The following is an 18,525-nucleotide window of genomic DNA, read 5'->3' as shown; positions in this document are numbered from 1 at the left end:
CGCACTCGATCCGTCAGCACATCCCGACGCGCTTTCGCTGTGCATTTCGGGCTGCGACCGCCTCGCGGCTCGTGCCGACCGGCGCGGCCTCTACGCTGAAAGGGTGACCAGCACCGATCCCGATCCCAGCCCCGAGCCCGACAGATCCCCTCGCGGTCCCCACCGCTCCCGCAGCTCCCGGCGCGCGCGGGTCATCGCCGCGACGATCGCCGGCATCGTGCTGCTCTCGGCGGGCGGCTACACCGCGGCCTGCGCTCTCGCACCGCTGCCCGCACCGACTCTCGAGTACGAGGGCGGGGCCGAACGCACCGTGACGGCCGATGAGGCCCCCGCCCTGGCCGCCGTCCGCGCCGGGGCGATCGGGGTCGGCTCGGAGGGCAGCGGATCCGGCAACGACGCGACCGCTGTCGGCTGGCTCGACGGCGAGCAGGTGTGGGCGAACACCGACGAGGCGATGCCCATCGCGAGCATCACGAAGCTGGTGACCGCGCTCGTCGCGCTCGAGCGGCAGCCCATCGAGGGCGACGGGCCCGTACACGTGTGGACGGAGGCCGACCGGCAGCGTCAGGACGACTACCTCGCCTTAGACGGCGTGGCCTTCCCGATCCCCGTGGGCACCGAGGTCACCGTCAAGCAGATGCTGACGCTCGCGATCCTCCCCTCCGCGAACGATTTCGCCTCGGCATACGCGTACTCCGTCTTCGGCGACAACGATGCCTTCGTGGCGGCGGTCGACGACTGGAAGCAGCGGCACGGCATCACATCGCTCGTGCTGGCCGAGCCCTCGGGGATGGACGAGGCGAACGTCGCATCGCCCGCCGACGTGCTGCGGATAGTGCGACTCGCGCTGCAGCAGCCGGTCCTCGCCGAGCTCATCGCCACCCCTCGGGCCGAACTCCCGTGGGGCATCGGCGTCGTCGAAAGCACGAACCCGCTGTTCAGCAGGATCCCCGACGTGCGAGGAGCCAAGACCGGCCGAACGGACGTCGCCGGCTACAATCTGGCCGCCGCGCAGGGGGCGGTGGCCGGCGAACGGCCGGTGGTGAAGCTCTCGGTCGTCCTGGGGCGGGAGACCCCGCAGGGACGCATCACGTCGTCGATCGGGGCGCTCACCGCACTCGACGCGGCGCCGCAGGACCTCGAGGTCATCGCCGAGGGGGAACGCATCGGAAGCGCGGTCACCGTCGACGGTCGGCGGGTGCCGCTCGTCGCATCGGCCGACAAGAGCGTCGTGCTGCTGCCCGGTGAGAAGGCGAGCAGGATCGCCGAGCTCTCTCCGGTACGGGCCGGAGAGGCGGGGCGCACTGCGGGTGCGGTACGTATCGAGTCCCCTGATGGCGAGCTCGAGGTGCCGGTACTCGTCGGCGAATCGTTCGAGGAGCCCGACCTGCTCTGGCGGCTGACGCACCCGGGCCGGCTCTTCGGCTGAGACTCTTCAGCCGGGCGAATCAGCGGATCGCCGCTCGATTTGCCGCGAATTCTCATATCGCTTCACTACCTTGGCAGCACCGGACGCTGTGCGGAGGGGGCAACAATGATTGAGAACACGAGCACACCAGGACGCCGCGGGGGTCTGCTGATCGCCCTGGTAGCCCTCGCCGTCCTGATCGCGATCGCAGTCGTCTTTGGAGTGATGCAGATGAATAGGAACGGAAACACGAGCGAGCCCGTCGGCGCGGGCGCTGAGACCGAGCAGGCGGCGGATCCGGGAGCCTCCGGCGCCTCGGATGCCTCGAGCGGTTCCGACAGCTCGAACGGCTCAGATGCCTCGTCCGCATCCGGCTCGTCCGACAGCGGCGCGAGCGGCAGCGACAGCGGCGCGAACGCCGCGAGCAGCAACATCGAAGGCGGCCTGAAATCGCAGTCGGGACAGGTCCTGCCGAAGGCCATGGGCGGCCAGGAGGCGATCGATGCGCTCGGAGACGATATAGAGGTCGTCGCGGAGCGCAACGGCAAGACCGTCGAGGAGCTGAAAGAGCTGCTGCTGCGCGACCACAGCGCAAAGGTGTCGAAGAACGGCTTCCTGCTCTACCCCTGATCGGAGGGGAAATAGTTACCATAATGAGATAACAGCCTTGCATTCAGCGGGCATCCAGGTTACGTTGGTCGGGGTTCCGGGGGACTTCGGGCGACCGCAACTAGGAACACGCGAGCGTCCGCATCGTTTTTCCGGGGCCGGTAGTAACAACCAAAACCTGGGAGATTATCTAGTGACGAAACGTCGTCCGCTCGCGCTCGGCGCAGCAGCAACGATCGGTTTCGGCAGCCTGTTCTTCGCAAGCCCCGCGCTTGCGGTAGCGGAAGAGGCTCCCGCACCGACAGAAACCACCGAGTCGCAGGCGGCGCAGGACGAGGTCACCTCGCTTGCCGCCGGCGACAAGTACGAGCTCGCGGCTGCACAGATGGGTGTCTCTTCGGCAGACGTTCAGCAGCTCGAGTCCGCACGGGAGATCGTCGTCTCCGATAAGGGCTTCGTCGCCCACATCGATGACGTCACCGCCCCCAGCGGCAACGAGTTCGACGCACCGGCAGAGGCCAAGGTTCCGGGCAACCCGGCAGACGGCTCGCGTCCCGGCGCTCCGGTCACGGTCTACCTCGACTTCGACGGCGAGACCCTCGAGGGCACCAACTGGAACGAACTGCAGGGCGAGGAGACCCTCACCTTCGCACCGGCCGCGAAGGCCGATGCCGCATTCCAGGCTCGCGTCTGGGCGTCCGTCGCCGAGGACTACGCACCGTTCAACGTGAACGTCACCACCACGAACCCCGGTGAGGACGCGCTCTTCAAGACTTCCGAGGATGACAACGCCTACGGCTCGCACGTCATCGTCACCGACTCCTACACCGACGTGCTCGACGAGGCGTACGGCACCGGCGGCATCGCCTGGGGCGGCGGCGCCGGATCCGACTTCCTCCGCGGCGCGCTCGTCTTCACCGAGGGCGCGGGCGGCGCAGACGCGACCGCGAAGAGCGTCGCCGAGATCGCCTCGCACGAGTCCGGCCACAACTTCGGCCTCGAGCACGACGGCCACGGCTCCGAGGAGTACTACGCTCCCGTCGAGGGCCTGTGGGGTCCGATCATGGGCGCCGGCTACGAGGTTCCGGTCACCCAGTGGTCCAACGGCGACTACGCCGGCGCCACGAACGACGAGGACGACCTGAGCGTCATCACCGACCGCTCGGCCGCAGCGACGTACTTCCTGTACCTCACCCTGCCCGACGGCACCATCTACGACGGCCCGGTCTGCCCCTTCGAGGGCTCGGACCCGAGCGACCCGAAGCCGGGCGACAAGTACCAGGTGCCGAACGCCCAGAACGAGTGCGACGGCTCCGGCGAGATCCTCACCAGCCACTGGACCTTCACCGACCGCGCCGAGTTCGCGGGCGACGACCACGCTGACGAGGCGGCCAACGCCACCGCGCTCGACAACTCCGAGGGCACCTTCAGCGCCAAGGGCGTCATCGGCAGCACCGGCGACGTCGACCAGTTCGCTCTCACCACCGAGGGCGGCAAGGTCACCGCAACCGTCGAGGTCGCCGACATCTCCGCGAACCTGAACGCGAAGCTCACCCTCACCAATGTAGAGGGCACCGTGGTCGCCGAGGACGCAGGCGCGCCCGAGCGCACCTCCGAGGCAGCCGCGAAGGGCCTCGGCGCTTCGGTCACCGCTGACAACGTCAAGGCCGGCACCTACTACCTGAAGGTCGAGGGCGTCGGCTTCGGCGACAACTCGAACACGACCGGCACCAAGGCCGGCGGCTTCAGCAACTACGGCAGCCTCGGCAACTACACCCTCACGGGTGAGGCGGCTCCCAAGGAGATCGTCGTGGAGGCTCCGGCCATCACCGATCCCGCCGACGGCTCGACCGTCACCGGCCCCGTGACCGCGATCTCCGGCACCGGCCTCGCCGGCGCGACCGTCGATCTCACCGGCGCCGTCCAGGGTTCGGCCACCGTGGCCGAGGACGGCACCTGGACCGTCGAGGCGAACCTGAACGCGGGCGAGTACACCGTTCGCGCGACGCAGACCGCTCAGGGCGTCACCTCGGAGCCGACCAGCGCCTCCTTCACCGTCAAGGACGCCCCGAAGGCTCCCGAGGCTCCGGTGATCACCTCGATCACCGACGGCCAGACCTTCGCCGCAGGCGAGGGCCCCAGCGGCGTTGCGGGCACCGGCACCCCCGGCGCGACCGTCACCGTGAACGTCGACGGCGTGGCCTTCACGGCTGAGGTCGACGAGGACGGCGCCTGGGGCGTCGAGTTCGGCGGCGCACTGGCCGCGGGCAGCTACGAGCTGTCGGCGATCCAGACCGTCAACGGTCTCGACTCCGAGCCTGCTACCGTGAGCTTCACCGTCGAGGAGGAGCAGACCGGTACCGGCAGCGAGGGCAACGCTGACAACAATGGCACCAACGCCGACAGCGAGGGCAATGCCGACAACCAGGGCACCGGCGGCAACGCCGACAGCGAGGGTAACGCCGACAACGGCGGCAACGGCACCACCGGTGGCGACAACAGCAACGCCGGCGCTGACGGCGCCAACGGCGGCAGCAACGGCGACGACCTGGCCAACACGGGCAGCAACGTCTCGATGCTCCCCTTCGGCCTGACGGCCGCCGGCATGCTCCTCCTGGGCTGCGCGGTAGTCGTGCTGATGGCTCGCCGCCAGAAGCGCTCCGAGGCGTAAGCTCACGAGCAGTAACGAGGGACGCTTCACGAGCTAGCTCGTGAAGCAACCCAGGAGCGGGGCTCCGACCTTCGGGTCGGGGCCCCGCTTCCGTATATGCACGGTTTCCGGGCCTTCCGGCCCCTGGTTTTCGGATTTCGCGGCCCCAGGTTCCCTGGCCTCCCGGGCCCTGCTTCCCTGGCCTCCCGGGCCAGCTTCCCCATCTCCTGCATGAGGGGAGCCGCAACCGGGATCCGCCCCGGGGTCTGCCGAGTCCGAGCTTGTCCCCCAGATATGGGATCTGCCGAGTATAGGGCCGATACGGCTGGAACCGTCCTATCTTCGGCAGATCCCATAGGGTCGGCCGGAGCCGCGAGCGGGGCTGCGTTTCTGCCGGTAGGCCCGCACCCGCGCCCCGAAACCAAGAATCCCCCGCCGCTTCCGCGACGGGGGATTCCCAGCGACCCTCTGTAGCTGAGGCGGGGCTCGATCCCGCGACCTCACGATTATGAGTCGTGCGCTCTAACCAGCTGAGCTACTCAGCCAAACTGGCCCGCACGAGGCGGGCCAGAGGGTCAGAGCCCCGAGCCAGGATTGAACTGGCGACCCCTTCCTTACCATGGAAGTGCTCTACCACTGAGCTATCGGGGCGAAGTCATCTCGCGATGACAACCGTTAGAGAATATCACTACTTTCGAGCAAATGAAAAATCGAGGCGGGGTCTCCGGGCCATCGCGCGTGTCGCGGTGCCCCGCCTCGATTCCGAAGCCGCTACAGGGCCGTGCGGCCGCTCGAGCAGGTCTCCTTGCTGGCCGACTGCCCCGTGATGTTGTCGGGGAGCTTGACCGTGCCGTCGTCGGCGGGAGGAGCGGGAGTGATCGTGGCGGGATCGGTCGCCAAACCGGTCGCCGGGTCGATGGGCCATCCCGTCTCCGGGTCGATCGGCCAACCGGTGGTGGGGTCGATCGGCAGGCCGGTCGCCGGGTCGATCGGAAGCCCCGTCACGGGGTCGGTCTCGGTCGGAGTCTCAGCGGGATTCTCGGGGTCGGTCGCCGCGGGGTCGTCGGGGGAAACCGCGCCGGCCCCCGTGCTGCCGACCTCGAAGGGCTGGCCGCTCTTGATGACCTCGAACAGCGCATCGCCGCTCTCGCGATCGGGTGTGAGTCGACCCTCCTCGTAGGGGTGCGGAAGGGTGGGGTACTGGACGAAGTTGATGCGTTCGAGGTCGATGTCTTTGACCGTGCCCGCGACCTGCTGCATGAACTGCACACTCGCCATGCTGCTCGACAGGGTCATGTTGTCGACGCCGGCCTTCGCCAGGCCGTAGACCTTGACGGGGTCCGACAGGGTCTCGGCGCTGCGCAGCTTGCGCACCAGGGCCGACATGAACACCTGCTGGTTGCTGATACGGCTCGTGTCGCCGCCGTCGCCGACACCGTGGCGGGTGCGCAGGAACTGCAGCGCGTCCCAGCCCTGCAGCGTCACCTCACCGGCGGGAAGGTCGAGATCGGTGTTCGGATCGACGATCGGCTGCGCCAGGCACACGTCGACGCCGCCGATGGCGTTCGAGACGCCGATCACGCCGTCGAAGGTGATGAGGCTGGCGTTCGGGATGTCCATGCCGGTGAGCTCGGAGATGGTGCGCGCCACGCAGGGCAGCCCGCCGTACATCATCGCGCTGTTGAGCTGCTGCTCGCTCATCGCCGGGTAGTAGCCCTCTTCGCCGTTCGGCCCGGGGCAGCTGGGGAACGGCAGCATCATGTCGCGCGGGAAGCTGACGACCGTGGCGTTCTTGTGGTCGGCCGAGACGTGGAGCATGAGGTTGACGTCGTTGAGCTCGCCCTCCTCGCCGTCCTGGTAGGCCTGACCCTCACGGGTGTCCGACCCAACGAGCAGCACCGTCAGCGCGCCGTCGATCGACTGATTGCCGACGCCCACCATGTCACCCTCATTGCCCAGGTCGACGGTGCGCACGTCTTGCACCAGTCCCCACACGGCGTAGGCCACGGTGGCGACGCCGCTGAGTCCGACCACGAGCGCAGCCGTGAGGAAGATGCGCAGAGCGTTCGCCCATCCGTTGGAGCGGCGCAGCTTCCCGTGGCGCACGAAAGTCGAGCGCTCGACGTCTGCAGCGTGATTCTTGGCCATGCACATTCCCGTCTTCGTCGAGCGCACCGCTTTCGGGCGCGCTCGGTAGTCGTGAGCCTTCAAAAGTACCCGAAACGACTGGGGACGCCCTTGGAATACGGCGGGGATCCTCCCAGACTTCCGACATCGGCCACGGCCCCCGGGGCCAGCACCCGGCCCCGTGTCATCACCCCGCACCCATCAGGGCATCGAGCAGGCTCCAGCCGGCCACGTAGAGGCCGGAGCCCGCCAACCACACGACAAGGACGACGAGGTTCTGGCGCAGCGGCAGCCCGCCGCGCCAGAGTGCGAACACGATGATCAGAACGCTCAGTACGATCTCCGCCGCCCAGTAGACCGGACTCGTCGTATCGGTGAGGGCGACGAGCGCCCAGATCCCTTCCCCGAGCAGCACCGCGCACAGGGGCGTAACCGCCAGTACTCGCCACAGCGGCCTCCCGTGCCGCGCGACCGAGGCGGAGACTCCGAGCAGCGGCCCCGCGACGACCCCGACCGCCGTCCACATCGAGGTGAACGGCGCGGCGTAGAAGAAACCCCTCCACGCGGAGACCAAACCGTACCCCTCGTTGAGCCCCAGGAAGGCGGCGGTACCGAGCACCGCGCCGAGCAGAGGGCGCACCCTGCTGAGCCAGACGAGCAGGAACGCGAGCACGGTCCAACCGCCCGCCGAGTTGCTGAACGAGGAGAGCCACTCCGGGAGGTAGGCCTGCCCCAGGCTGGTCAATCCGCCGAGCACCACCGCCCCGGATATCACGGCGATCCCGATCAAGACGGAACGCCGCGTCTCCCGGCCCCGAGTTCTCTGCACCCGTCAACCTTAGAGGCCTCCGCAGGGAGAAACGGAGCACCCGCATCGCGCAGACCGCCCGAGGCCGCAGGTGGTCCGGCTGTGCCCCGAACGCTCGGACTCCGTAGGCTGGTACCTGCGGGGTTCGCCCCCCGACCATCGCATGATCTCAACGCCGTAGGAGCCCGCCGATATGCGCATCGCCACCTGGAACGTCAACTCGATCCGCACCCGATTCGGCCGAGTGGTCGACTGGCTCGTACGCGAGGATATCGACGTTCTCGCCATGCAGGAGATCAAGTGCCGCCCCGACCAGTTCCCGGTCGAGGCGTTCGAGCAGGCCGGCTACCAGCTCGAGATCCACGGACTCAACCAGTGGAACGGCGTCGCCTTCGCGAGCCGGCACGAGATGACCGACGTCGCGCGGTCCTTCCAGGGGATGCCCGGCTTCGGCAAACCCGTGAAGGGGCAGGAGGAGACTCAGGGAGTCGGCCCCAACGGGCTGCCGCTTGAGGCTCGTGCACTCGGAGTCACCGTCGGCGACCTGCGCCTGTGGAGCCTCTACGTGCCCAACGGGCGCGCACTCGGCGATCCTCACCTCGACTACAAGCTCGGCTGGCTCGAGGCGCTGCGAGGCTCGACGGAGGCATGGCTCGACGAGGATCCCGATCTGCCCCTCGCGCTCATGGGCGACTGGAACATCGCCCCGCTCGACAGCGACATGGGTGACCCCTCGTTCATACCTGGCCAGTCGACGCACATCTCACCCGAGGAGCGCGCGGCCTTCGCCGCCTTCGCCCCCTACCTCGACGATGTCGTGCGCCCGATCGTGCCCGAGGGCTACACCTTCTGGGACTACAAGGCCGGCCGCTTCCCGAAGAACCAGGGCATGCGGATCGACTTCATCATGGGCTCCCGCACCTTCGCCGACGCCGTCACCGGCGCCTCGATCGAGCGCGACGAGCGCAAGGGTGACGCCCCCAGCGACCACGTGCCGGTCGTCTGCGACATCGACGTGGATCTGCTCGGCGGCACCTTCGAAGACGAGTACGACCGCCCCATGGTGTTCTAGCCCCGGGGAGCGGCGGCGCAGCAGCGGAAGGCCGCAGAGAAAGTTAGACTGGCAGGCATGTCAGAGTTTCTGCGCGTCGCATCCGTCAACGTGAACGGCATCCGTGCCGCCTTCCGCAAGGGCATGAGCGACTGGCTCGAAGCGAGCGGAGCCGACATCGTCGCACTGCAGGAGGTGCGCGCCGCCGACGCCGACATCGCCAAGCTGATCGCCGCAGCCGACGACGGGGGCTGGCACGTGCTCCACGACCCCTGCCAGATCAAGGGGCGCGCGGGCGTCGCCATCCTGAGCCGCACCCCCGCGCTCACGCACCGCGTCGGTCTCGGCGCCCTCGACGCGCAGGAGAGCGTGCAGTCGTCGGGCCGCTGGCTCGAGGCCGACTTCACATTCGGCGACTCCGAGCTCACCGTCATCAGCAACTACACCCACTCCGGCGAGGTCGACACGCCTCGCCAGGAGGCCAAGTGGGCGTTCCTCGACGCGATGGGGGTGCGCATGAACGAGCTCGCCGACGAGCGCGAGCACGTCGCCATCGTGGGCGACTTCAATGTGGGGCACCGCGAGCTCGACATCAAGAATTGGAAGGGCAACGTGAAGCGATCCGGCTTCCTGCCCCGCGAACGCGCCTACTTCGACCGCTTCTTCGGACCGCGCGGTGAGACCGTCGTCGGCGTCGACGGCACCGAGGGCCCGGGCTTCGGCTGGATCGACGTCGGGCGCCGCTGGGCGGGCGAGGTCGACGGCCCCTACAGCTGGTGGTCCAACCGTGGCCAGGCCTTCGACAACGACACGGGCTGGCGCATTGACTACCACGTCGTCACCCCCGCCCTCGGCGAGCGCGTCGCCGACTACCGGGTCGACCGTTATCCCTCGTACGACACCCGATGGTCGGATCACGCGCCCGTCATCGCCGACTACCGCATCTAGTCAAGAGCGGGGGCGAATGCGTCTCGCGCCGCTCATCCATCCGCAGCGGGGAGGATCCGTCTTCCTTCGCTTGGCGGGTCTGGCGGGAGCGGCCAGCGCGAAGCGCCGGCCGCGGATGGATAGCGGTGGAAATCGGATCGCTCCCCACTGCTCCCGCCAGCCCCGTCCAGGCTGAGCGAAAACGCCCCGCCTCCGATCCTCCCTTTCGTTCTCCCGGTAGTCGACGACTCCGTTCTCGTTTGTAAGGCAAGGAAAGCCACACCATGACCGAAACCACCAGTCCATCCGCGAAGCCCGTCCTGTTCTCGGGCATGCAGCCGTCGAGCGACTCGCTGCAGCTCGGCAACTACATCGGCGCGCTCAGCCAGTGGACGCAGATGCAGGAGGACTACGACGCCTTCTTCTGCGTCGTCAACCTGCACTCCATCACTGTGCCGCAGGATCCGAACGAGCTCGTCGCGCGCACCCGTCGCACCGCCGCCCAGTACATCGCGGCCGGCATCGACCCCGAGAAGTCGACGCTCTTCGTGCAGTCCCAGGTGTCCGCGCACGCGGAACTGGCTTGGGTGCTCAACACCATCACGGGCTTCGGCGAGGCCGGACGCATGACGCAGTTCAAGGACAAGTCGCAGCGCTACGGATCCGATGCGACCTCTGTCGGGCTCTTCACCTACCCCGTACTCATGGCCGCCGACATCCTGCTGTACCAGGCCGAGAGCGTGCCCGTGGGTGAGGATCAGCGCCAGCACGTCGAGCTGACGCGCGACCTCGCTGCGCGCTTCAACTCGCGCTTCGGCGAGACCTTCGTCGTGCCCGAGGCCCAGATCCCGAAGGTCAACGCCAAGATCTACGATCTGCAGGAGCCCACCGCGAAGATGTCGAAGTCGGCGGAGTCCGAGGCCGGCCTCGTCAAGGTGCTGGATCCCGCGAACGTCACGAAGAAGAAGATCATGCGCGCGGTCACCGACGCCGACGGCGAGGTCCGCTTCGACCGCGAGGCGAAGCCGGGCGTCTCGAACCTGCTCACGATCTACTCGGTGCTGTCGGGCCGGTCGATCGATTCGATCGTCGACGAGTACGCGGGCCGCGGCTACGGCGACCTCAAGAAGGCTCTCGTCGAGGTCGTCGAGGAGAGCCTCGCCCCGGTGCGCAACCGCACTGAGGAGCTGCTGGCGGATCCGGCCGAGCTCGACCGGCTGCTCGCGGGGGCCGCCGAGCGCGCGAACGAGGTCGCGAACCGCACCCTCGATCTCGTCTACGAGCGGGTCGGCCTGATCCGCTAGCGCTCCGGGGCACCGGGGCACCGGGGCACCGGGGCCAGCCCATACCCGCCGAGATACGGATTTCGCAGCTCTGACCGCGGTCAAAGCTGCGAAATCCGTATCTTGAGGGGTACTTTCCGAAGAGGCCGAGCCTGGCTACGGCACGAGCACCGCGCGCCCCTGGATCCTGCCGTGGTGCAGGTCGTCGAACGCCTGCACGGCGTCGTCGAGCGAGTAGCGCACGACCTCGACGCCGATCTTGCCCGCGCGGGCGAGCGCGACGGCCTGGCGCATGTCCGAGCGGGTACCGCCGTAGGCGCGCTCGATGTTGACGCCCCACGGCAGAGTGCCGCTGTTCGCGATGTACTCGAACGAGCTCCCGCCGAGGCCGACGAAGCGGATCGCTCCTCCGTTTCGCACCACTGCAAGCGCGAGATCGACGGTCGGCTGCACCCCGACGAAGTCGAACACCACGTCGGCGCCGACGCCCCGGGTCTCCTCGAGGATGCGCGCCGCAGCGTCGCCGTCGCTCTTAATGGCGAGATCCGCCCCGTGCTCGCGGGCGAAGGCCAGCTTCTGCTCGTCGGTGTCGAGGGCGATGATACGGGCTCCGGTGGTGGCGGCGAGGATCTGGAGCGCCATGTGCCCGAGGCCGCCGAGGCCGATGGTCACGACCGTGGCGTCGCCGTCGAGACGGTCGCGCGCCGTGTTGATGGCGTGCATCGGGGTGAGCGCGGCGTCGGCGAGCGGGGCCGCGGCCACAGGATCGAGGTCCCCGATGGGGTCGAGGTGGTGGGCCTTCACCGCGATGTAGTCGGCCATGCCGCCGGGACTGCCGATGCCGGGCGAGAGCGGTGCGAGCGAGTCGCGCGGCGACACGACCTCGCACTGGTTGTCGCGGCCGGCCAGGCACTCGCGGCACTGCCCGCACGACAGCACGAGCGCGACGAGTGCGGCATCGCCCTCCTTCCACCCGGCGACGTCCGAGCCCAGCTTCTCGACGGTGCCGGCGACCTCGTGGCCGAGGGTGCTGCCGATCAGAGGATTGTCGTCGCCGAAGTTGATGATGGCGATGTCGGAGTGGCAGAGCCCGGCTCCGCCGACCTTGAGCAGCACCTCATCGGGGGCGATCTCGGGTACCGGCTTATCCCAGATCTCGACCGTGTCGTTCTTCACGTAGGTCACTGCGCGCATCGCTTCTCCATCCATTCTGGCCGCGGTCATCGACCATCTCGGTTCAGGGCGTCGGATAGGCGTTCTCCCTCCAGGCTACTCCCGCACCGGGCATGCGAACCGTTCGCTCGCTCTCAGCTGCGCGCCGCAAAGATTAGACTGTGTCCATGACCGACGACGGAGCCGCTCAGCCTCACTCGGAACCGCCCGAGCCCGCGCCCGCGCGGGGGCGCGGGGTGCGAGTCCGCCACGCGGTCCGACACACCCCGTTCACCATCGCATTCACGCTCGCGCTGCTGGTGATCGCCGCCGCTACCGGCACGCTCCTCTCCCCCGCATTAGAGCAGCCCTGGTACGAGCGCATGGCCACGGGTCTCCCCGCGTTCGCCGAGGGCCGCTGGTGGACGATCGCGACCTCGCCGTTCTTCGTCGACCGTCCGCTCGTGTTGCTCACCCTGCTGCCGCTGGTGGTCGGAGGCCTCGGCTGGGCCGAGTGGCGCTTCGGATCACTGCGCACGATCGGTCTGTTCGTCGGGGGGCACGTGGTCGGCGTGCTGGGTGCGGCGGGGATCCTCGCCCTGGCCTCGACCAGCGGTTGGCCGTGGGCGGTGCGGCTCTCGGAGGCCTATGACGTGGGGCCGTCGTGCGGAGCGCTCACCGCGCTCGTCTTCGCGATCGCCACGCTGCCGGCGCCGTGGCGGCTGCGCGCCCGCATCGGTGTGGGCCTTTGGACCGGGATCTCGGTGCTCTACCTGGGACAGCTGCACGACCTCGAGCACGCAGTCTCGATGGTCGCGGCCCTCGCAGCGAGCGGATGGCTGCCCGCGTTCCGGCGACCTGCCGGGCGGCCGAGCCAGCGGGAGTGGCGGCTCATCGCCCTCTCGTTGCTGATCGCGATCGGCGCGATCCAGGTGCTCGACCTGATGGTGCCCTACGACGGCCCCCTGGGCGCGAACGATCCGGTCTCGTCGCTCACCGACGTGGCCATCGACGTCGTGGTGATCGCGCTGATCGCGAACGGCATCCGCCAGGGGTACCGTCTGGCGTGGATCACGGCGCTCGTGCTCGGCATCTTCAACATCGCGACCGCGGTCGTCATGCTGTCGCTGCTGCCGCTGATCGTCGAGGCGGGGGTGCTCGACTCTGCGGCGGAGGTGATCGGCCTGGTGCTCGCCCCGGCGGTCTTCTGGCTGGGGCTCGTGGTGCTGCTCGTGCTCGCGCAGGGAGCGTTCCGCGTGCGGGTGCGCGCGTCGCGCCGGTCCCTCGCCGCCGAACCGCTCACCCGAGAGCAGCTCGTGGAGCGCCTGCGGCGCTGCGGTGGTGGCACGATCTCGTGGATGACCACCTGGGACGGCAACCGCCGCATCGCGGCAGGAGACGAGGGCGCCATCGCCTACCAGTCGCACGCGGGCGTGGCGATCATGCTGGGCGACCCCATCGTGCCGGCCGGCGACGAGGGCGCTGCGCTCCGCGACTTCGAGCGGGCTACGCAACACGCGGGTCTGGTGCCATGCGTGTTCTCGGCGAGCGCTGCGACCGCCGAGGCGCGGCCCGACGGGTGGCGTTCGGTGATCGTGGCAGAGGACACGATCGTGGATCTCGCCGGCCTCGAGTTCAAGGGGAAGGCCTGGGGGGCCGTGCGCACGGCGATGAACCGGGCGGCGCGCGAGGGCATCGTGTTCCGCATGGTGCGCCTGGCCGATGAGCCCTGGAACGTGCTCGCCCAGGTGCGCGCGATCTCAGAGCAGTGGACGGGCGACAAGGGCTTGCCGGAGATGCGGTTCACCCTGGGCACGGTCGATGAGGCGTTGGATCCGGAGGCGCTCGTCGGCATCGCCGTCGACGCGGAGGGCAACGTGCACGGCGTCACCTCGTGGCTGCCGGTGCACGGCCCGGCCGATCCGCAGTCCGGCGAAACCCGCGTCGCCGGGTGGACCCTCGACCTCATGCGCCGGCGCGACGGCGGATTCGGCCCCGTGATGGAGTTTCTGATCGCAGCCTCGGCGCAGCATTTCTCAGACCAAGGGTATGAGTTCGTGTCGCTGTCGGGTGCGCCGCTCGTACGGCCGGAGGACGCCGAGGCGGGGCCGGTGGACCAGGTGCTCGAGCAGATCGGCGGCCTCATCGAGCCGCTGTACGGCTTCAAATCGCTGCACCGCTTCAAGCAGAAGTTCAACCCGCGCCACGAGTCGCTCCACCTGCTCTACCGCGACGAGGGAGACCTGCCTCGCATCGGCGTCGCCCTCACCCGCGCCTATCTGCCCGATGCGTCGCTGCGCGATCTCGTCGCCTCGGCCGCGGCGGCTGGCAAGCCCGCCTGATCCGGCGCACCACCCCCTACAGTTGGATCATGCCCACCCTCCGTTCCGCCCGCACCGGCGTCGGCGCCGTGCTCAGCGTCGGCGGGGAGATCCTCAGCGCCGTGATGCAGCTGCTGCTGATCTGGATCGCCGCCCGGGTCGTCTGGGGGTCCGATGACCCGGACGTCGAGATCCTGCTGCGTCTGGTGTGGTGCGTACTGGCCACCGTGTACCTGGGGGCGACGATCCTCACCCTCAACATGCTCGTGCGCCTCGACGTGCCCGACCCGCGCGCCACGCGCGTACTGGTGGGCCACCCGATCGCCCGCGCCCTGTCGACCGCCGTCACTTTCGGAACGAGCGCTCTCGGTCTCACCGTCGCAGTGGATCTCATCTCGGATCTCGGTCTGGGCGTGGAGGAGCCCGTCTCAGAGCTGAGCGCGATCTGGACGATGCTGCTCTCGTGGGCGATGTTCAACTGGGGATACGCCCGCATCTACTTCTCGCGCTATCACCGCGAGGCCGATCCGCCCCTCTCCTTCCCGGCGACCGAGGTGCCGCGGCTCGTCGACTTCGTCTATCTCGCCTTCACCAATGCAACCACCTTCGCCGTCTCGGACGTGCAGGTGCGCTCCACGCGCATGCGCTGGACGATCGTGTGGCACACCACTCTCGCTTTCTTCTTCAACGCGCTCATCATCGCGCTCGTGCTCAACGTGATCACCAGGGGTGATCTGCTCGCGCAGATGCTCGAGTAGGCGGCCCTCGCAGCCGTCACATCGCGTCATCGTGCTGTACATACCAGACCGCGTGGGAGTACAGTGGACGATGTGTTCCGGGGTCGGTGAGAATCCGAACCGGCGGTGATAGTCCGCGAACCTCGCTTCCGCGAGGCCGAATCGGTGGAATTCCGATACCGACGGTGATGGCACGGCGGTTCGCCGCCGGTCTAGTCCGGATGAGAGGAACGCTGAGTGCCGCGCTACGCGGAGCAGTCCTCAGCACCCCGGATCCGGCTCACGGATGGAACAGGGGATCGGGATGCTCGAGCAGGTGCTCCTCGAAGACGGGATGCGCCGCGCCCTCGCCGTCTCCCGCCGCGGACCGGCCGACGATCCGAATCCGCAGGTCGGCTGCGTGCTGCTCGATCCTTCCGGCCGCATCGTGGCGGAGGGCTGGCACCTCGGCGCGGGGACCTCGCACGCCGAGACTGCCGCGCTCGCCGCGCTGCCCGCCGAGTGGCGGGACAGGGCCGGCGAGCTCACCGCGGTCGTGACCCTCGAGCCCTGCAACCACACGGGCCGCACGGGTCCCTGCGCGCTCGCGCTGATCGAGGCCGGGGTCGGCTCGGTCGCTTACGCGCTGGGCGATCCGGGCGATGCCTCTTCGGGCGGCGCTGCCCGACTGCGCGCGGCGGGCGTCGAAGTGCGCGGCGGCGTGCTGCCCGGCGAGGCGCGCGCGGTGCTCGGGCCATGGCTGGCCCGGCAGGGAGCCGCGGTGGAGGGATCGGGATCCGGATCCGCCGCCCCGCTCAGCACCGCTGCGGGACCGCAGGTCCCTCGACCGCACGTCACGGTGAAGTGGGCGCAGACGCTCGACGGGCGCGCCGCGGCAGCCGACGGCTCGAGCCGATGGATCACCGGCGTGGATGCCCGAGCCGACGTGCACCGGCGGCGCGCGGAGGCCGACGCGATCCTCGTCGGCACCGGCACGCTCATCGCCGACGACCCCGCCCTGACCTCCCGCGCCGAGCACGGTGGCCTGCTGGTGCCCGCCGACGAGCAACCGATCCCGGTCGTGCTCGGTCACCGCCCCGTTCCGGAGGGCGCTCTGGTGATGCAGCACCCGGCCCTCGCCGCGCACGGCCTCACGGAGCCGCTGCGCCTCACGGGCGACGACCTCGCCGCAGACCTCGCGACGCTGCACGAGCGGGGCGTCCGTCGCCTTTTCGTCGAGGGCGGCCCCGCCGTCGCAAGTGCGCTCCTCGCCGCAGACCTCGTCGACGAGGTGCTGATCTACCTCGCCCCCGCCCTGCTCGGCGGCCCGAGGCTCGCACTCGGCGACATCGGCATCACGGGCATCGACGGCATCAGGCGGCTGCGCATCTCGCGCACCGTCCAACTCGGCGCAGACCTGCTGATCAAGGCCGCACTCGCGCCCTCCGATCCCGAGCAGCGCCCCACCCCAGCAAAGGAGAACCAGACGTGTTCACCGGACTCATAGAGGAGATCGGCGAGATCGTCGCCGTGGAACCGATCGACGACTCGATCCGCCTCACGATCGCCGGCCCCGTGGTCACGAGCGACGCCACCCACGGCGCCTCGATCTGCGTGTCGGGCGTGTGCCTCACCGTGGTCGAGCAGAGCTCGACCGATGACGGTCGCGGCGCGTTCGCCGCCGACGTGATGCAGCAGTCGATCCGCATGTCGACGCTCGGCGAGCTCGCCCCGGGCAGCGCGGTGAACCTCGAACGAGCGATGCGCGCCGACACCCGGCTCGGCGGCCACATCGTGCAGGGGCACGTCGACGGCACCGCCACGCTGCTCTCCGTCACCCCCCACGAGGCTTGGAGAACCCTGCGGTTCACGCTCTCCCCCGAACTCGCCCCGCTGCTCGTCGACAAGGGCTCGGTCACGCTCTCCGGCGTCTCGCTCACCGTCTCGGCGATCTCGGATCCGCCCGCGCCCGGCGACGACGGGAACGATCAGTGGTTCGAGGTCTCGCTGATCCCCGAGACGCTCACCGCGACCACACTCGGCGCGCTCGCCCCCGGTGACCGGGTCAACGTCGAGACCGACATCCTCGCCCGCCATCTGGCGCGCATGCGCAACTTCTTCCCGACGACCGAAGGAATCCAGCAATGACCAGCACCCCAGGCATCAGCAGCATCGAAGACGCGGTCGCCGCGATCAGGGCGGGGCGGCCCGTGATCGTCGCGGACAACGAGGATCGCGAGAACGAGGGCGACGTGATCCTGTCGGCCGAGCTCGCGACCCCCGAGTGGATCGCGTGGACGGTGCACCACTCCTCGGGGCTGCTGTGCGCGCCGATGACCAACGAGATCGCCGACCAGATCGAGCTTCCGATCATGGTCGAGCGCAACGAGGACCTGCGCACCACCGCCTACACGGTGACCGTGGACGCGAGCTACGGCGTAACCACCGGCATCAGCGCGAGTGACCGCGCGACCACACTGCGCGCCCTCGCCAATCCGAACGCGGCCCCCGGCGACGTGCGCCGCCCCGGCCACATCTTGCCGCTGCGCGCCGTCGACGGCGGCGTTCGAGCCCGTGACGGCCACACCGAGGCCGGCGTCGAGCTCATGCGCCTCGCCGGGCTCAGGCCCGTCGCGGTGATCGGCGAGATCGTGGCCGACGACGGCGAGATGATGCGCCTGCCCGAGCTGATCCAGCTGGGCGAGCGCGAGAGCATCCCCGTCATCACCATCGAGCAGCTCATCGCATACCTCAACGAGCATGAACCCGAGAACGCGCCGGCCGAGCAGCCGCAGCACCGCAGCGTGAGCCTGCGCGCCGAGACGCTGCTGCCGACCGAGCACGGCGAGTTCCAGACCCGCGCGTACCGCGACCGGCGCCTGGGCATCGACCATCTCGCGCTCATCGCGGCCGGCCCCGACGGTTCCGCGCCCGGTGACGAGGCCCTCGTGCGCGTGCATTCGGAGTGCATCACCGGCGAGGCGTTCGGCTCGCTCAAGTGCGAGTGCGGTCCCCAGCTCGACGCCGCCCTCGACCTCATCCAGGAGCGCGGCGGCATCGTCGTATACCTTCGCGGGCAGGAGGGCCGGGGCATCGGCCTCGCCAACAAGCTGCGCGCATACCAGCTGCAGGAGCAGGGACGCGACACCCTCGACGCCAACCTGCAACTCGGACTGCCGGCCGACGACCGCGACTACACCGCGGCCGCCGAGATCCTCGCCGAGCTCGGGGTCGAGCGGGTGCGTCTGCTCACCAACAACCCCGACAAGGTGCATCAGCTCGAGGCCCACGGCATCACGGTCTCGGAACGCGTGCCGCTCGTGGTGGGCGTCACGGAGCAGAACATGGGCTACCTCGCGACGAAGCGCGACCGCATGGGCCACGAACTGCCCGCGGACGTGCACGGCGACTAACCCCGATCACACTCGTTCCCTGAGACTGTCGAAGGGAACACCACACCACACCCAGACCGT

General features: G+C 69.1%; 14 protein-coding genes, 2 tRNA genes and 1 riboswitch. Of the genes, 11 read left to right on the top strand and 5 right to left on the bottom strand.

Annotation, left to right across the window (positions count from 1 at the left end):
• Window positions 1-103: 103 nt before the first annotated feature.
• The 3 genes from AC0KXF_RS07440 (at window position 104) to AC0KXF_RS07430 (ending at window position 4,688) form a co-directional block, all read left to right on the top strand.
• Complete coding sequence (locus tag AC0KXF_RS07440; protein WP_473108563.1) at window positions 104-1,429, top strand: D-alanyl-D-alanine carboxypeptidase family protein; 1,326 nt, start codon at window positions 104-106, stop codon at window positions 1,427-1,429.
• A 105-nt stretch (window positions 1,430-1,534) separates the two neighbouring features.
• Complete coding sequence (locus tag AC0KXF_RS07435) at window positions 1,535-2,038, top strand: hypothetical protein (RefSeq protein ID WP_473108562.1); 504 nt, start codon at window positions 1,535-1,537, stop codon at window positions 2,036-2,038.
• Between the two features lie 172 nt (window positions 2,039-2,210).
• Window positions 2,211-4,688 (top strand): MSCRAMM family protein, encoded by a 2,478-nt coding sequence (locus AC0KXF_RS07430; protein ID WP_473108561.1) that lies wholly within the window; start codon window positions 2,211-2,213, stop codon window positions 4,686-4,688.
• A gap of 450 nt (window positions 4,689-5,138) precedes the next feature.
• Here the strand turns inward: AC0KXF_RS07430 and AC0KXF_RS07425 are convergent.
• From AC0KXF_RS07425 to AC0KXF_RS07410, 4 genes are all read right to left on the bottom strand, one after another.
• Window positions 5,139-5,212: transfer RNA gene (locus AC0KXF_RS07425), tRNA-Met, on the bottom strand.
• A gap of 34 nt (window positions 5,213-5,246) precedes the next feature.
• A tRNA-Thr gene (locus AC0KXF_RS07420) sits at window positions 5,247-5,318 on the bottom strand.
• Window positions 5,319-5,438: 120 nt separating this feature from the next.
• A complete protein-coding gene (locus AC0KXF_RS07415; protein WP_473108560.1) occupies window positions 5,439-6,815 on the bottom strand; it encodes an LCP family protein in 1,377 nt (458 codons plus the stop codon).
• Window positions 6,816-6,981: 166 nt separating this feature from the next.
• Window positions 6,982-7,623 carry a DUF6518 family protein gene (locus tag AC0KXF_RS07410; RefSeq protein WP_473108559.1) on the bottom strand — a complete coding sequence of 214 codons (642 nt, stop codon included), beginning with the start codon at window positions 7,621-7,623 and terminating at the stop codon, window positions 6,982-6,984.
• Between the two features lie 172 nt (window positions 7,624-7,795).
• Between AC0KXF_RS07410 and AC0KXF_RS07405 the strand changes: the two genes are divergently transcribed.
• The 3 genes from AC0KXF_RS07405 to trpS all read left to right on the top strand — a co-directional run bounded on the left by AC0KXF_RS07405 (window position 7,796) and on the right by trpS (window position 10,884).
• Window positions 7,796-8,674 (top strand): exodeoxyribonuclease III, encoded by an 879-nt coding sequence (locus tag AC0KXF_RS07405; RefSeq protein WP_473108558.1) that lies wholly within the window; start codon window positions 7,796-7,798, stop codon window positions 8,672-8,674.
• 57 nt (window positions 8,675-8,731) lie between these two features.
• On the top strand, window positions 8,732-9,601 hold the full coding sequence (locus AC0KXF_RS07400; RefSeq protein WP_473108557.1) for an exodeoxyribonuclease III: 870 nt from the start codon (window positions 8,732-8,734) through the stop codon (window positions 9,599-9,601).
• A gap of 263 nt (window positions 9,602-9,864) precedes the next feature.
• A complete protein-coding gene (trpS, locus tag AC0KXF_RS07395; protein ID WP_473108556.1) occupies window positions 9,865-10,884 on the top strand; it encodes a tryptophan--tRNA ligase in 1,020 nt (339 codons plus the stop codon).
• 135 nt (window positions 10,885-11,019) lie between these two features.
• On the opposite strand, the gene AC0KXF_RS07390 is transcribed toward trpS, so the two are convergent.
• On the bottom strand, window positions 11,020-12,057 hold the full coding sequence (locus AC0KXF_RS07390) for a zinc-binding dehydrogenase (protein ID WP_473108555.1): 1,038 nt from the start codon (window positions 12,055-12,057) through the stop codon (window positions 11,020-11,022).
• Window positions 12,058-12,203: 146 nt separating this feature from the next.
• Between AC0KXF_RS07390 and AC0KXF_RS07385 the strand changes: the two genes are divergently transcribed.
• The 5 genes from AC0KXF_RS07385 to ribA all read left to right on the top strand — a co-directional run bounded on the left by AC0KXF_RS07385 (window position 12,204) and on the right by ribA (window position 18,465).
• A complete protein-coding gene (locus tag AC0KXF_RS07385; protein ID WP_473108554.1) occupies window positions 12,204-14,357 on the top strand; it encodes a bifunctional lysylphosphatidylglycerol flippase/synthetase MprF in 2,154 nt (717 codons plus the stop codon).
• Window positions 14,358-14,386: 29 nt separating this feature from the next.
• Entirely contained in the window at window positions 14,387-15,094 is a 708-nt protein-coding gene (locus tag AC0KXF_RS07380; RefSeq protein ID WP_473108553.1) for a DUF1345 domain-containing protein, read from the top strand.
• A gap of 69 nt (window positions 15,095-15,163) precedes the next feature.
• Window positions 15,164-15,310: riboswitch (FMN riboswitch) on the top strand.
• Between the two features lie 49 nt (window positions 15,311-15,359).
• Window positions 15,360-16,559, top strand: a complete 1,200-nt coding sequence (locus AC0KXF_RS07375; RefSeq protein ID WP_473108552.1) for a bifunctional diaminohydroxyphosphoribosylaminopyrimidine deaminase/5-amino-6-(5-phosphoribosylamino)uracil reductase RibD — start codon at window positions 15,360-15,362, stop codon at window positions 16,557-16,559.
• A complete protein-coding gene (locus AC0KXF_RS07370) occupies window positions 16,541-17,200 on the top strand; it encodes a riboflavin synthase (RefSeq protein WP_473108551.1) in 660 nt (219 codons plus the stop codon). The genes AC0KXF_RS07375 and AC0KXF_RS07370 overlap by 19 nt, the downstream gene beginning before the upstream one ends.
• Window positions 17,197-18,465 (top strand): GTP cyclohydrolase II, encoded by a 1,269-nt coding sequence (gene ribA / locus AC0KXF_RS07365; protein WP_473108550.1) that lies wholly within the window; start codon window positions 17,197-17,199, stop codon window positions 18,463-18,465. Before AC0KXF_RS07370 ends, ribA begins: the two co-directional genes overlap by 4 nt.
• Window positions 18,466-18,525: the final 60 nt, after the last annotated feature.

The organism is Leucobacter holotrichiae (assembly GCF_055791005.1).
Note: the sequence above shows the minus strand (reverse complement) of the source record. Positions and strands in the feature narration are given on the sequence as shown.